The organism is Enterococcus sp. HMSC072F02, assembly GCF_001837725.1.
Classification (GTDB): domain Bacteria; phylum Bacillota; class Bacilli; order Lactobacillales; family Enterococcaceae; genus Enterococcus_B; species Enterococcus_B lactis.
The window spans coordinates 57,572-72,828 of sequence record NZ_KV833885.1; the positions used below are offsets into that span (position 1 = coordinate 57,572).

At 40.3% G+C, this 15,257-nt stretch carries 11 protein-coding genes; 2 read left to right on the forward strand and 9 right to left on the reverse strand.

Annotated features, from left to right (window positions below; genetic code table 11):
• Positions 1-81: 81 nt before the first annotated feature.
• From HMPREF2731_RS00650 to HMPREF2731_RS00660, 3 genes are all read right to left on the reverse strand, one after another.
• On the reverse strand, positions 82-1,905 hold the full coding sequence (locus HMPREF2731_RS00650) for an APC family permease (protein ID WP_002293409.1): 1,824 nt from the start codon (positions 1,903-1,905) through the stop codon (positions 82-84).
• 417 nt (positions 1,906-2,322) lie between these two features.
• Positions 2,323-5,028 (reverse strand): YhgE/Pip domain-containing protein, encoded by a 2,706-nt coding sequence (locus HMPREF2731_RS00655; RefSeq protein WP_070872065.1) that lies wholly within the window; start codon positions 5,026-5,028, stop codon positions 2,323-2,325.
• Positions 5,029-5,335: 307 nt separating this feature from the next.
• Complete coding sequence (locus HMPREF2731_RS00660; RefSeq protein WP_002293412.1) at positions 5,336-6,283, reverse strand: NADP-dependent oxidoreductase; 948 nt, start codon at positions 6,281-6,283, stop codon at positions 5,336-5,338.
• 187 nt (positions 6,284-6,470) lie between these two features.
• Here HMPREF2731_RS00660 and rpsN point away from each other — a divergent pair, with 187 nt between their 5' ends.
• Positions 6,471-6,740, forward strand: a complete 270-nt coding sequence (gene rpsN / locus HMPREF2731_RS00665) for a 30S ribosomal protein S14 (RefSeq protein WP_002293413.1) — start codon at positions 6,471-6,473, stop codon at positions 6,738-6,740.
• A 171-nt stretch (positions 6,741-6,911) separates the two neighbouring features.
• On the opposite strand, the gene HMPREF2731_RS00670 is transcribed toward rpsN, so the two are convergent.
• The 6 genes from HMPREF2731_RS00670 to HMPREF2731_RS00695 all read right to left on the reverse strand — a co-directional run bounded on the left by HMPREF2731_RS00670 (position 6,912) and on the right by HMPREF2731_RS00695 (position 13,316).
• Positions 6,912-7,274: a type II toxin-antitoxin system PemK/MazF family toxin gene (locus HMPREF2731_RS00670; protein WP_002289874.1), complete on the reverse strand. Its 363-nt coding sequence runs from the start codon at positions 7,272-7,274 to the stop codon at positions 6,912-6,914.
• A 10-nt stretch (positions 7,275-7,284) separates the two neighbouring features.
• The gene (alr, locus tag HMPREF2731_RS00675; RefSeq protein WP_002329725.1) at positions 7,285-8,406 is read right to left on the reverse strand and encodes an alanine racemase; all 1,122 of its coding nucleotides are present in this window, start codon (positions 8,404-8,406) and stop codon (positions 7,285-7,287) included.
• Positions 8,407-8,421: 15 nt separating this feature from the next.
• A complete protein-coding gene (gene acpS, locus HMPREF2731_RS00680; RefSeq protein ID WP_002293418.1) occupies positions 8,422-8,772 on the reverse strand; it encodes a holo-ACP synthase in 351 nt (116 codons plus the stop codon).
• Positions 8,773-8,901: 129 nt separating this feature from the next.
• Complete coding sequence (locus tag HMPREF2731_RS00685; protein ID WP_002293419.1) at positions 8,902-10,413, reverse strand: degradosome RNA helicase CshA; 1,512 nt, start codon at positions 10,411-10,413, stop codon at positions 8,902-8,904.
• A gap of 321 nt (positions 10,414-10,734) precedes the next feature.
• Complete coding sequence (gene murF / locus HMPREF2731_RS00690; protein ID WP_002293421.1) at positions 10,735-12,087, reverse strand: UDP-N-acetylmuramoyl-tripeptide--D-alanyl-D-alanine ligase; 1,353 nt, start codon at positions 12,085-12,087, stop codon at positions 10,735-10,737.
• A gap of 152 nt (positions 12,088-12,239) precedes the next feature.
• Positions 12,240-13,316 (reverse strand): D-alanine--D-alanine ligase, encoded by a 1,077-nt coding sequence (locus HMPREF2731_RS00695; RefSeq protein ID WP_002293424.1) that lies wholly within the window; start codon positions 13,314-13,316, stop codon positions 12,240-12,242.
• A gap of 195 nt (positions 13,317-13,511) precedes the next feature.
• Here HMPREF2731_RS00695 and HMPREF2731_RS00700 point away from each other — a divergent pair, with 195 nt between their 5' ends.
• Positions 13,512-15,257 carry an ABC1 kinase family protein gene (locus HMPREF2731_RS00700; protein ID WP_002336146.1) on the forward strand — a complete coding sequence of 582 codons (1,746 nt, stop codon included), beginning with the start codon at positions 13,512-13,514 and terminating at the stop codon, positions 15,255-15,257.

The window sequence follows — 15,257 nt, forward strand, 5'->3', positions numbered from 1 at the left end:
GTCGTAGCGCTTGAGCGCTACGACCTTTTTTATTTAAATGATATTCAATAAACTACTTTGTGTCCCAGATTCTTGATGGACTTATTTCTTCAAATGGTAGCTATAGGTGCTGACAACGATATTTTCACGCCAAGACAATCGCAATCTTAACCGCAAACTTGTTTGGTTATGGAGAATATTCTGCCAGCGTCTGTTTGGTACAAATTGAGGAATCAGCACAGTAGTTGTATAGTTTTGTTTCGCTGCATTTTTACTTACGATATCTACATAACGGATAATTGGATTTTCAATCGAGCGGTAAGAAGAGTGGACGATTGAGAAACGGACATCTGGGAAATGCTTTTTAAATTCTGCTTCGATTTCTTTTTCTTTTTCGACATCTTCGTCTAGCGAAACGTGCATCGCAACGACATAATCACCGATCGAACGTGCATAATTCAACGCACCGATATTCACCCGTGTCACATTCCCAACTAATACAAGAACGGTATTTCCGTCATAGTCATGTAGTTTTGCATCATTTTCTAAACGAAGCTGTTCTGCCACTTTTTTATAATGATCATGGATCTTATAAAAAATGAACATAACGATTGGCATGATGATGAAGAAAGGCCAAATGTCTCCTAACCGATAGACGAACAAAATCGCAATGATTGCATATGAGATGAACGCACCTGTAATATTGGCAATCGATTTGCTTAACCATTTTTTTCCTTCTTTTTTCCATTTGACGACCATCCCTGTTTGAGATAAAGCAAATGGAATGAACACGCCGATAGAGTATAACGGAATCAAGCGTTCTGTTGAGCCATGGAAAATAAACAGCAACACGATCGAACCTAGCGCTAGAGTGATAATCCCATTGGAATAGCCTAGTCGATCCCCACGATCTTGATACATGTGAGGCATGAATTTATCTTTTGCCAGATTGTATGCAAGAACTGGAAAAGCAGAAAAACCAGTATTGGCAGCAACGGCTAAAATCAGCGCTGTAGCAAATTGAAGGATGTAATACAAAATACCATGTCCAAAGACAGCTTTACCGATTTGAGACAAAACAGTGACTTCTTTTTCTGGAACGATTCCATACCAATAATTGATAAATGTGATTCCAACGAAGAAGAAACCTAAGATCAAGGCCATCATCGTCAATGTGGCAGCGGCATTTTTGGCTCTTGGCTTTTTGAAGAATGGTACGGCATTACTGATAGCCTCAACCCCAGTCAAAGAGGAGGAACCAGAAGAAAATGCTCGTAAAATCAAGGCGATAGAAACCCCCGGAACAGCCGCTCCTGGAAGCGCAGTAGCTTGCAATGGCACAGCACCTGTCACGATATTATATAACCCAACAACGATTAGCAACGAGATCACAAGGATAAATGTGTACACCGGAAATAACAGGAACGATGCAGATTCTCTCAGACCACGAAGATTCAGCATCATCAGTAGTAAAACGATTGTCACAGAAATAGCAACTTGATGCCCGTATAATGCTGGCACCGCTGATGTGATTGCTTCAGCACCTGCTGAGACAGATACTGCTACCGTCAACATGTAGTCGATCAATAAAGAGCCACCGGAAATCAAGCCCGCATTCTTCCCAAGATTCTCACTGCTGACGACATAAGCTCCACCGCCATGAGGATAAGCATGGATGATTTGACGATATGATAGCGTTAAGGAAATCAATAAAATAATAACAAAAGCGGCAATGGGCAGCGAATACCAGATAGCTGCAGCAGACAAAGCGACTAAAACGACAACGATTTGTTCCGTACCATATGCAATAGATGATAACGCATCAGACGACAATAATGCCAAAGCAGCAAAACGGGTTAATTTGTGCTCATCATTTTCAGCAGATTTTAAAGGCTTACCTACTAACAACCTTTTTAAGTAATCCAATTTTTAAACTCCTTTACACGCAATTTTACTTCAAGTATTATAGTCGAAAATTTATAGTAAACAAGATGTTATAGTACGCTCACTGACCTTAAAAGTCAATAAACTTTAAGAAAATAATTGGAAAAAAACAGAAAAATATCAAGCCCTTTTTCAAACGCTTTAATACAGAAAAAATCTAACATTTTTTTATGGGCTTTTTCTTTGAATTCTATAATAAAAGGATAGAACTTGACTTAGAAAATCAGGTTCTATCCTTTTTTATATCTTAACTTTTGAAAGAGAAATGTGAAGCTGTTTTTGTTTGGTCATTCTTATTACTTTATGCAGAACAGCTTTTTCACAACCTCTTGGTACACGGTGTTCCATCAGCTGACCCTCGGTATTAGCTCAAAACGCTGATCTCACACCCTCTTTTCTTTAATGAAAAATATGGCTCTCGTGCGCCGCTTCTTTGAATTTCGTCATTTTTTCTTCGATGAACGGATAGACTGCCGTTCCTACGACTCCAAAGACAACAAACAAACCGACCATGATCCAGATTGCATTCGTAGCATTTGGCCAATAAATGCCTCCTGCAGATTCTCGCAACAAGTTTACCGCATGCGTAAATGGCAAGAACGGATTGATCATTTGGAAGAATTTTCCTGAGACTTGGATCGGATAGTTCCCGCCTCCACCAGAGATTGACAGTACTAAAATGATGATAGCGATCCCTTTACCGACATTATCGAATAATGCAGCCAAGACGTAAACGATCATCATGAACGCTAAGGCGATCAAGACAGCAAATGACACGCTGTAAACTGGATTTTGGACATCTACTCCTAGTAAGAAAATATTCCCTAATGTAACAATCAAGCTTTGCGCGATTGCCATTGTCAAGAATGTCAGCATACGAGCAACGAATTGTTCTCGTTTCGTAAAATTGTTTCGGTCTTTCTTTCCTAAATAGTATTCTGTCGTAGCAACACTTGAAAGAAGAACAGCGCCGACCCACAGACATAGTGCAGTATAAAATGGGGTGCTAGCTGAACCGTTATTTGCGATTGGATAGAGCGCATTGGTTTGCAGCTCAACAGGTTGTGTAAAGAAGTCACTTTCTTTTGTTGCATCTAGTTTCAATAATTTGATGACTTCGCCTAGATCAACTTCCTGTTCGCCTTTTCGGATCGCATCTGCTGCTTTTTGGATACCAGCTTTGATATTTGGCCAGTCATTGTTGATGAAGTCCGCAGCAGCGTTCACAGCTGTTTCGACTTCTGGCATTTTTTCATTTACTGTTGTCAATGTACCGGTGATTTCATTTTTTAGTGCGGGCCAATCATTTTGGATAAAATCAGCGGCCAACCCTAATTTTTGCTGAAGGATCGGTAATTCATTGTTGTATAGGTCTGCCCCTTCATTGATGCCATTGACGATGGTCTCCATATTGCCATTCAACATTGTATTGGCATCGTGGATTTCTTGTCCAATTGCAGGCATTTCTTTTTGATATTTTTCTAAGATTGCCACTGCATTTGTTACAGTTGCTTTCGTTGAGCTGAGAAGCGAATCAAAGTCGATCTGGTCCGCTTTGCTCAGTGCGCCTTGTGCAGTCCCAATCGTATCGATGACTTGGTCTAGTAGAGAAGTGACGGTGGAGCTGACTTGATCCGTCTTGATACCAGTAACGATATCATTAACATTTTCAGCAGCAGTTTGTACTTGTTTTAATAAATCAGTAACTCTATCCGTGTTCCCTTCTTGAACAGCTGTGTTCAAATCAGTGAGACGACTTTGCAAATCGCCTAGCAAGGGTTTCAATTGATTTAGCTGATCAATAACTGGCTGCAATTTCGTATTTCCAGCACTTGTTTGCAATTTAGTCAGGAACTCGACCAGTTTATCGATTGCATTTTGTTGTTGAGGAATACTGTTGATAAAACTGTTTAATACATTCCCGATATCTTCTTTTTCTTTTTCACTTAGTTGGTTATCTTGGACAGCTGCATTGATCGTCTCAGCTAGCGAACCTGTCGTTGTTGCCACTTGTCCAATTGACTTCAATGTAACATCTACACTGTTTGTGATGCTTGGTATCGCATCTTTCAGCTGAGAGGCACCTGATTTTGTTTGGTTTGCTAAATCACTTGCCTGGTTTTCTAAATTTTTCACATCTGGCAAGATATCTTGTACTTGTTGGATGATCGTCAAGCCTTGTTTTGCTTCGTCAATTCCTTGATTCATTGTCTCTTGGATCGAAGCAAAATCACCGTCGATCTCTGCTAGTTGTTTACCGGCATTTTGGATCTCTGGGATTTTTTCTTGCAAATCAAGGATGATTTTTGCTTGGTCTTTCAATTCAGGCATTTTGTCATTCAATGCAACGACTTTTTCGCCCATCTCGTCTACTTTAGGGATGTAATCCACGAATTCATTTGCTTTATTCAGTTTTTCTTTAATGTCAGGTAGTTGACTTTGTAATTCGAGGACTTGCTTTGTGTAGCCGTCGATCGTGTCCAGATTTTCATCTGTTGATAAAATCATATCTTTGACTTTATTGATACTTACTAGGTTCGTATCGATGTCGTAACCTATTTCATTGAATACTTTCAATAAAGTCGAACTGGCTGTTTTGATAAATTCATTTGTGATTTGCGATTGGATCGAACTTGCTCCTTTATCGGTGATTTTCGGTGCAATCGCATTGATTTTTTCATTTACCGTATATTCGATTTTCGGTTTCTTGATGTCACCACTAGTAAAACTCAGCAGATCTTCTGAGAAATCCTTTGGCAGGTAAATACCTGCGTAATACTTTCCGGAACGGACTCCGTCTTCTAATTGCTCTTTTGAATCAACGAATTGCCATCCTAATTGTTTATTTTTATGAAGCGATTCGATGACTTGCTTCCCAATGGCCACTTCTTTACCTTGAAACTCTGCTGGCTTGTCTGCACTGTAAACAGCAATTGGCAGCTCTCCAGTATTTCCATATGGATCCCATAGTGCTTTAATGTTAAACCACGCATATAGCGAAGGGATGATCATGATCGCAATGATCAAAAGTGTAGCAATCGGGTTTTTGAAAATCCGTTTCCAGTCAAGCAAATATAAACGAAGTGTATTTTTGATTGACTGCATAGTTCTCCCCCTTCTTCTTTTTTCAGCTGAATTACTTTACCATGTATTTCATACTTTTTTCAATCGGCTTTTTTCAAAAAAGTCGAATTTTTGGACATATCACGGCAATTGTCTCATTGTAATCTCTTACATATTGAGAAATAATTAAGGATTACAGCCTTTACTTTATCATGAAATAAAAGGGAAAGATAATTTTATGCCAAAGTTTTTATCTATTATACGTATACGCAAAAAAGCTAAAACACTTTTTTGGTCTTTGCCCCTACAAAAATGTTTCAACTTTTTTCATTTTTTATTCCTATATTTCTTACTTTTCGAATGACAAAATGATTTTCCCAGCAGGAGGATGCCCTTCAACTTGCTGATGTGCTTGGATGACATGTGCAAGGGAAGCAGACAGATTCATTGAAATAAAAATATGAAAGGCACCTTTTTGATAGGCTTTGATTATGCCAGCAAAGGCTTCTGCATCTTGATATTCCTTTCTTGGAACAAATGATTCATAAAAGCCTTCCTTTTTTTGCCGCAAATCTAGGTCTGGGAGGTCATTTAATGCAACATATCTCCCACCTGGTTTCAGGATATGGATGCCGGTTTCTCCTTTGATGCTTCCTTTCGTGGCATCAATCACAAGGTCTGCTTGATCAGCAAATTGCATACCTGGATCTGTTTTATCATAAGCAGCAAATGCTGAAGCTCCTAGTTTCCTTACTTTTTCTTCGTTTTTACTAGAGGCACTGGTTAAGATTCGGATACCCTTTTCGTGGAGAAGCTGGATCAGACTAGACCCGACCGCACCTGAGGCACCTAGAACCATCACTGTATCTGTCGGCTGGATTTCCGTCAAATGATTGATTAGATTGTACGCCGTAATCCCGGGTGTGACCATTCCGGCTGCTTCTTCCCAACTCATTTCATCTGGAATTTTTGCTGCTTTTGCTGATGGCAGTACGACTTCTTCTCCGTAAGTCCCGCCGACTGCATGGACAGCTACTCGATCACCTACATGAACAGTTGTGACATCTGAACCAATCTCTGTCACGATACCAGCGCCATCATTACCTAGTACATAAGGGAATTTCAATGTTCGTATCTCTTTCATCTCTCCTGAACGCAAGGCAACATCATACGGATTCACGCTGAATGCTTTTATTTCTACACGAATATGTCCGGAATCGACTTTTCTGGGATGAGCATCGATTTCTTCAAAAACATCTTGCGCTTCTCCGTAACCGTTAATTGCAAATCTTCGCATGGTTACCATCTCCCTTTTTCTTTAAGTTTACGTTCATGCCTTTATTTTGACAAAAAAAATGTCTTTTCGATTTGGAACATGATCCAAAACAAAATAGTTGTTTTTTTTCGCGTATCGTGTTAAATTATTCATCTAAAAGCGTAAAGATTACGATTTACGCTAATAAAAAAATTGGAGGAATTTGTTGATGGCTAAAAAATCAAAGATTGCCAAAGCAAAAAAACAGCAAGAAACGATTGAACGCTATGCTGCTTTACGTCAGGAATTAAAAGCGCAAAAAGATTATGAAGGCTTGCGTAAACTTCCTTTAGATGCTCGTCCAGAACGGTTGAAAAATCGCGATCTAATCGATGGACGACCTCGCGGATACATGCGTAAATTCGGGATGTCCCGTATAAAATTCCGTGAGTTAGCACATAAAGGTTTGATTCCAGGAGTAAAAAAAGCCAGCTGGTAGTCCAAGTCTGGCTGTAAAGGAGGAGGGCGCATGGACCACTCCTTGGATCATCAAAAAAGATACGTTCGCTTCTTCTAGCAGAAATGCTGGTACTAGAAGCGGACGTATCTTTTTTTACGCACAGTTGGTCCTTTTTTTATATGTAAAGGCTGCATGGTTACTTCGCTATACTTATTTAGTAACAGGAGTGAGTGCCTCAATGCCCACACTAATTTTTAATGCTCGGTCAACTTCTGCCATAATTGGACGATCCAAATGGCAGACTTTTTCTTTCAATCTTGATTTATCGATCGTTCTGATCTGCTCCAACAGGATAACGGAGTCTCTTTCTATTCCTGTTCCAGTAGCTTTGATCCCAATGTGAGTCGGAAGCTTAGGCTTAGCCATTTTTGCCGTTATAGCCGCAACAATGATCGTCGGGCTGAAATGGTTACCTAGATTATTTTGAATAACCAAAACTGGACGTGTTCCGCCTTGCTCCGATCCCACGACTGGAGAAAGATCAGCAAAATAAATATCTCCTCTTTTTACCATAGGATCCTCCTTATTCTTGATATTCTCTTGGTATCCGCTGTCCTAATCCGCATGCCACTTCATAGTGGATCGTACCTAATTGATCTGCTACATCTTGCATAGTGATTTCTTTGTCTGCATTTTTGCCGATAAGCGTCACTTTTGTTCCGACCGGAAATTCTTGAGGCAATCGGATCATCAGTTGATCCATACATACACGTCCAATCGTTTCACAATAGTTTCCTTCTACCAATAAAGAAAAACCTTGCATCTTTCGTAGCCAGCCATCTGCATAACCGATCGGTATCGTTCCGATCCATTCTGCTTCAGGAGTGATATATGTTTCCCCGTAGCCGATTCCTTCACCTGCTGGGAGTTTTTTGACTTGGATCAATTCAGAAACCAGTTCAAGCGCTGGCTGTAACGGATAAACTTCCGGTAGTGCATGTCCAGATGGGTTCAGTCCGTACATTGCTACTCCATAACGAATCATATTGCCGATTGTTTCATCATGCCATAAAGCCGTTGCACTGTTACTGACATGTACATATCGAGGAAGTTCAGAAAGTTTTTTTAGCACTTCCATAAAGCGTTCCTTTTGCAGATTCCAATACGTATCGTCTGATTGATCTGCTGTAGAAAAATGGGTAAATAATCCTTCCCATTCTAATACACGACTTTCTCTGATGAATGCAGCTGCCTCTTTTACTTCTTCAGGTGTACAAAAACCGATACGCCCCATCCCAGTATCTGCTTTTAAATGGATCGAAAGAGGCATCTCTAGCTTACTTTCCTCTAAAATAGCAGCTGCTGCCTGCAACCATTCCCGGGTACCTGCAGTTACTGACAAATCATGAGCAACAGCTAAAGCCAGTGCGTCGTAAGGAACCATGTTCAAGATAAGGATGGGCTGAGTAAATCCAGCTTCTCTCAACTCGACTCCTTCATCTAAATTTGAAACACAAAAGCCCGAAGCTCCACCAGCAACTGCTGCTTCAGCTGTCTCTACAGCTCCATGACCGTATCCGTTTGCTTTTACTACTGCAAACAATTCTTTCCCTTGCGGAAGTCTTGCCACTTCATTTGCTACATTTTCAGTTATAGCTTTTTTATGTATCACTGCTTTCGTTGGGCGGTGCCAAGCGACAACCATCATTTTTCCTTCTTTCTAGTCTTCCAAAATAATTTGTGCAAAAGCTGTTTCATTTGTGTGAGTAATACTGACCCATACATTGCCTTCATGAGGGGAACGCGTAACAACGGGCTGACCGTTTTCATTTTTTAAAATCTCGATATCTTGAAAGGTAACTTTCCCGATCCCCGTTCCCCAAGCTTTAGAGAAAGCTTCTTTACAGGCGTAACGCCCGCCTAAAAATTCTACTTGGCGATGAAAAGGCAAGGACTGGAACAGTTTCGTTTCTTCAGAGGTCAAGATTCGTGCAATGAATTTTGGTTTTTCTTCGATCAGCCGAGTGATCCTAGACAATTCGACTGCATCGATCCCAATTCCTTTTATCATATGCTTTTCTCTTTTCAATAAATTTAGAACACTCTCATTCTACCAAATTATAACCATTTTGCCACAAATAAGTCCACAAATAACAAAAATGAAAGTTTCTCTTAAAACAGAGAAACTTTCATTTTAGGTTTAATCGTTATTTGAACGGATCACAAATCCGCGTTTTTTATCATTGTGACGTTTACCGCCATCTTTTTGGCTGTTATTATTTTTGCTATAACCGCCTTTTGATTTGTTTCCACGATAATTCCCGCCGTCACGACGATTACGGTTGTTTCCGCCGCCACGTTTGCCATTTTTGTTGTATCCTTTTTTCTGCATTGGCAATGGACGTTCTGGTGTGATCTTCACTGGTACTGCATCAGCTGGATCTTTTGCTGTCGTTTTCAGCAGTAATGCAACCAAATCTTGTGCAGAATATTCTTCTAATAATTTATCTGCTGTTTGCAGGTATTTATCTAGACCGTTTTCTGCAAGTTTTGTTTCGATTTGTTCAACTGCAGCACCTAATTGACCTTTGAATGCTTCTTTTTCAGTTGGCGGACGTAAAGTCGTCATCCGTTTTTTCGTCAAGTTTTCGATCACATGCAAGTAGTCCATTTCATTTGGTGTAACGAAAGTCACAGACATACCGCCTTTTCCGGCACGACCTGTACGTCCGATACGGTGAACGTAGCTTTCTGGATCTTGAGGGATATCATAGTTGTACACATGAGTGACACCTGAGATATCTAATCCACGTGCGGCAACGTCTGTCGCTACAAGGATATCTAAATGACCGTTCTTGAATGAACGCAATACGCTCATCCGTTTTTGTTGAGACAAATCGCCATGGATTCCTTCTGCACGATAACCACGTGCTTCTAATCCGCGTGCCAATTCATCTACGCGGCGTTTTGTACGTCCGAAGACGATTGTTAGTTCCGGTGTTTGAACATCAAACAAGCGAGTCATGATATCAAATTTTTCGTATTCTTTTGCGCGGACATAGTATTGATCGATCAAGTCAGCTGTCATTTCTTTCGCTTTGATCTTCACATGATGTGGACTTTTCATGAATTTAACGCCGATATTCTTGATGGCTGGCGGCATTGTTGCTGAGAAAAGTAATGTTTGTCTTTGCTCAGGAACTTGAGAAATGATTTTTTCGATATCTTCCAAGAAGCCCATATTCAACATTTCATCTGCTTCATCCAAGACTAATGTTTGAACAGTTCCAAGCTTCAATGTATGGCGGTTGATGTGGTCAAGCATACGTCCTGGTGTACCCACAACGATATGTGGACGATCTTTCAAGCCACGGATCTGACGGCCAATATCTGCTCCACCGTAGACGGCTTGCACACGCACTTTTTTGTCGCGCCCTAAACGATATAGTTCTTCTTGTGTTTGGATAGCTAATTCACGTGTTGGTGCGATAACCAGACCTTGTAATTCGTGACGATCTGGATCGATTTTTTCTAACATTGGTAATCCAAATGCAGCTGTTTTCCCTGTACCTGTCTGTGCTTGTCCAATAACGTCTTTTCCAGCTAATGCTAGCGGAATCGTTTCTGCTTGGATAGGTGTTGCTTCTTCAAAACCAGCACGTTCGACTGATTTCAACAATTCTGGTGATAATTCTAGTTCTTTAAATTTCAAATGAATCCTCCTATATGGTTGTTAACTGAGGATGTAGCTTTTTTGCTACCCCGTCGATTTGTTCGGTCAAAGTGTATTGTTTCTTTTTGACAGTGGCCACGCACGTTTTTACCCATTCTTAGCCCCTGTGGCACCACCGAAAAATCACTTTGCGAAGTTTAGGCATTAGAAAAGCCAAACGGGTCGCGTTCAGCTTTATCATGATTATGACATCTGGTTTCGACAAGTTGCTTCCATGGCAAAACCAGTCCAATTTCTCTTCATCTTTCGGCAATAGGTTATTCTAACATAGCTTTTCATTTTCTGCAAGTTTACAGATTTTTATTTCATTTGCTGAAGCTGTTCTACTACTTCGAATAAGCCCATGCTGTTGCTGCCTTTCAGCATAATACTGTCTGTTGATTCAAGATTTTGTTTGACAGCTTCAATCAATTTATTCTTTTCTTTTTCAAAATAGAACACAGGTAGTTGCGGATATTTTTGATTCAAGTCTTCTTTTAATGCATGCATTTGTTCCCCGTACAAGAAAATCATGGCAAATTTCTCAGGATCGATATGTTCACTCATTTGCGCATGCATGTTTAATGAATCTTTCCCTAATTCCAGCATATCTGCTAACACAGCGATTCTGCGCCCTTTTGTTGGCAGATTTTTAAAAGTATCTAATACTAGTCCCATGGCTGTTGGATTTGCATTGTAGACATCGCTCAAAATAGCTGCACCATTTCCTGCCGTTAGCCATTCAGTTCTGTTTTGTGTGATAGAAACATGAGCGAGCCCTTGGCGTATCTCAGGTATGGACAGTCCAAAGAAGCGCCCGATCGTATACGCAATCAAAGCATTCGTTACATTATAACTTCCAGGCAGCGGGATCGTAAATGTTTCTCCTTCTACTACAAAATCGGTTTGCGCTTTTCCTTCTGCTGTCACTTCTGCATGAACATCGCCATTTCCAATACCGAATGTTGTGACTGTTTGTACTAATGTTGCCGTTAAAGGTGTCAGCAACGGTTCATCTGCGGGCACAACGAGTAATCCGTCTGGTACAAGTCCGTCAGTGATTTCCATTTTGGCTTTAGCGATTCCTTCTCGCGACCCAAGATTTTCTATGTGTGCTTCACCGATCATTGTGATTGCTGCAGCTTTTGGTTGAGCCATAAGTGAAAGTTCTGTGATTTCATTGGCGTGATCCATGCCCATTTCCAAAACGATTTTTTCTGTATCTTGCGGCATGTGCAAAATCGTGTAAGGAAGACCAATATTATTGTTGTAATTTCCTTGCGTCTTATATGTTTTGTATTTTTCAGACAAGACAGACGCGGTTAGATCTTTCGTGGTTGTTTTACCATTGCTTCCTGTAATTGCAACGACTTCTGCGCCTACTTTTTCCAAGTAATAGGTTGCCAATTGCTGCATGGCTTTCAAAGGATCTGCTACAGGGATAACTGGAAAATCTTTTGGTGCTTGTTCAACAGGCAAGCTCCAAAATGAAGCAGATGCGCCGTTTGTGATCGCTTGCTGGATAAATTCATGTCCATCTCGCGTACCGACAAGAGGAACGAATAAACTTCCTTCGGTTATCTTCCGGCTGTCAAATTCGACATTGGTAATCTTTGTCAGTGCAGAGCATTCGCTGCCCACGGCTTGTGCAATTTCTTGTATTGTTAGATTCATTGAGATCTCTCCTAAAAAAGGTTGTGAAAAAAGCGTTTGGCCTAAACGGCGGGTTCGCATGACTCTCACTTCCAAGTAAATTTCTCTATTCGTATTTAGAAGCTAGAATGAACGCGGTTACGCAATCACTCCAGCTTCTTCTTTATTTCTCTTTATTCATTTTTTTCAAAAAAAGATTGACGCTGATGGTATCGATTCATTCCTAATTGAATCAGTTCTTCAATCAAATCACCGTATTTCAAGCCCATGTTTTCCCATAAGAGTGGGTACATACTGAACTCCGTAAATCCTGGCATAGAATTTAATTCATTCAGGAATAATTCATTTTTATTTGTCAAAAAGAAATCACACCGGCTCAATCCGCTTCCGCCTAACATCGTGTAAGCTAACTTCGCGTACTCTTGCGCTTTTTGATAAACTTCTTCCGGCACTTCGGCTGGAATCTGCATTTCGATTTTATTATTGATATATTTGGCTTCATAATCATAGAATGCTACGTCTTTTACGACTTCACCAGGCAAAGTCGTCCGAACATCTTCATTTCCTAATACAGCAACTTCGATTTCGCGCGCTTCAATTCCTTGTTCAACGATTGCTCGAGAATCATACTGATAGGCTGTTGCTAAAGCATTTTGCAATTCTTCGCGGTTTTCTGCTTTTGTAATACCGACACTAGAACCCATATTCGCCGGTTTGACAAACATCGGATAAAGCAAAGAACCTTCACATTGATCAAATACTTTTTTAGGATTTTCTTTCCATTGATTCTTAAGTACTGGTACATAAGGAACTTGTGGCACACCAGCAGCTTGTAAAATATATTTGGTCATGATTTTATCCATGGCACATGCACTGGTCAATACGCCTGCGCCGACATAAGGCATATTCAATGTCTCTAAGAAGCCTTGGATCGTTCCATCTTCTCCGTTTGGCCCATGTAAAACTGGAAAAACGATGGCTCCTTCTTCTTTGATTTCGCCCGGATTGATCACTTTTCCTGTAAAGCCTTCCTCTGTCTGTCCACTTGGGTCCCATGAAAGATGCAAGACATCTTTGCTGGCAGGTTTTTCTGTTAGTAATGGACCTTTGACCCATTGTCCTTCTTTTGTAATAAATACGAGTTGAACTTGGTAATAATTATAATAAATGGCATTTAAAACTGAAAATGCGGAAAGAATGGACACTTCATGCTCTGCGCTGCGTCCGCCATATAGTAAAGTAATCTTCAAAAGATTGTCCTCCTGTATTCTAAATCGTTCAGTGATTTACTCTCATATTTTAGCACAAAACAAAAATAAACGAATAACTTATTTATAAAAAAACGAGTTGGTTTCTAAAAGAACAAACGTCATTTATTTTTTGTCAGCTAGATTATTTGTCCCGTTTTTTATAAAAAGTTATGATAAAGGAAAGGAGGGATGATGATGGCGCAAACAAATCCACGCAGCCGCTTGGCAGAAATCATTCGAGTGTTCATCAACTACAATGTAGTGCCAAACTTTGTACAGCAAAAAAATCCCGAACAGGTAAAAAAAGCCTTTGAAGAATTAGGACCCACCTTCATCAAGATAGGACAGATGCTTTCTGTTCGGGAGGACTTGCTTTCCTCTGCCTTCACTCAGACATTCAAAACATTACAAGACAGTGTACCTAGCGACACATTTTCAACGGTCAAAAGGACGATTGAAACGGAACTTTCTCTTTCAGTATCAGATATATTCGATGATTTTTCCAAATCACCTTTTGCTTCCGCTTCTATGGGACAGGCGCACCGTGCCAAGCTGAAAAGCGGTGACGCGGTAGTTGTTAAGATCCAACACCCTAACATTGCCGAAGAGATCCGCCTTGATCTTCAACTATTTGAACGTGCAATCCCTTTGATCAAATACATTCCTGAAACTAGCGTCGTTGATCTAAAAGGGGTACTCCAAGAAGTAAAACGTTCCTTGATCAATGAAATGGACTTCTTAAAAGAAAGTCAAAATGGCGAACAATTCTATCAAAAGAACAATGGCTGGAAAGAGATCCGCAGCCCCAAAATTTATGACGCTTTTTGTTCGAAAAAAGTGATCGTGATGGAAGAAATGTCTGGTAAAAACTTGAATCATTTGATGAATGCCGAAAACGGAACAGAAACTTTTATCACCGGTATTCAAAACAAGCAGCTGAAACAAGAAGTTGCAAAGCTTTTAGTTGAGAACTTTATGAAACAGGTGTTTGATGATGGTTTTTTCCATGCTGATCCTCATCCGGGGAATTTGCTGTTCCATGTGCTAACAAAAGAAGAACAGACACGAGCTCGCCGAACAGCTGAAACAGTTCATGAAAAAGAGTTCGGTCCCTTTGCTTTTCGAGCCTCTACTTCTACAGAAGACCCTGTTGCGCCATATACGGTCAACTACATTGATTTTGGCATGATGGGGCATCTTTCTGCAGGTCTTAGGCAAAAGCTCACACAAGCCGTTTTAGCGCTGTATACGAAAGATGCTTATCGAATCGAAAAAGCGGTCCTTCGACTTTGTCAGCAGGAAGGCTTATTTGATGAAAGTCGGTTTCATCAAGAACTGACAAGTTTTCTTGAACAATATTATGATTCCCCTATTGATGAAATCAACTTGCAAGAAGTATTCGCACAAGTCGTGATGATCTGTCATCAAAATAATCTGCAGTTCGACCGTGATATCACGCTTTTGCTGAAAGCATTTGGGACATTAGAAGGGGTGATCCGTGTCCTTGACCCTGAAGTTTCCCTCATGGAAGTTGCTTCGCCTTTTGCCCAACATTACTTTCTCACCCATTTGGATGTAGAAGATACATTGAAACAAAGTGGATTAGACCTATTAGAGGGAATGAAGGCTGCGCCTAAGATTCCACAACAGCTCCATCATCTATTAGAAATGTGGACTTCGGGACAAGGAAAAGTCAATTTGGAATTAAAAAAGCAAGACAAATTATTGAGCAGGATCGAAAGTATGATCAATCGGCTTGTTTTCGGTATGATTTTAGCTGCATTGATCGTAGGATCTTCCCTACTTGTCCAAGCTGCACCTGTAGAAAATGCAGAGGTTGTTTCCTTATTAGGGATATTTACGTATGCTATTGCCGCATTTGTCATTATTTTTTTAGCAATCGATGCATTGATCCAAATGTATAAGAAGAGGAAAAAGTAG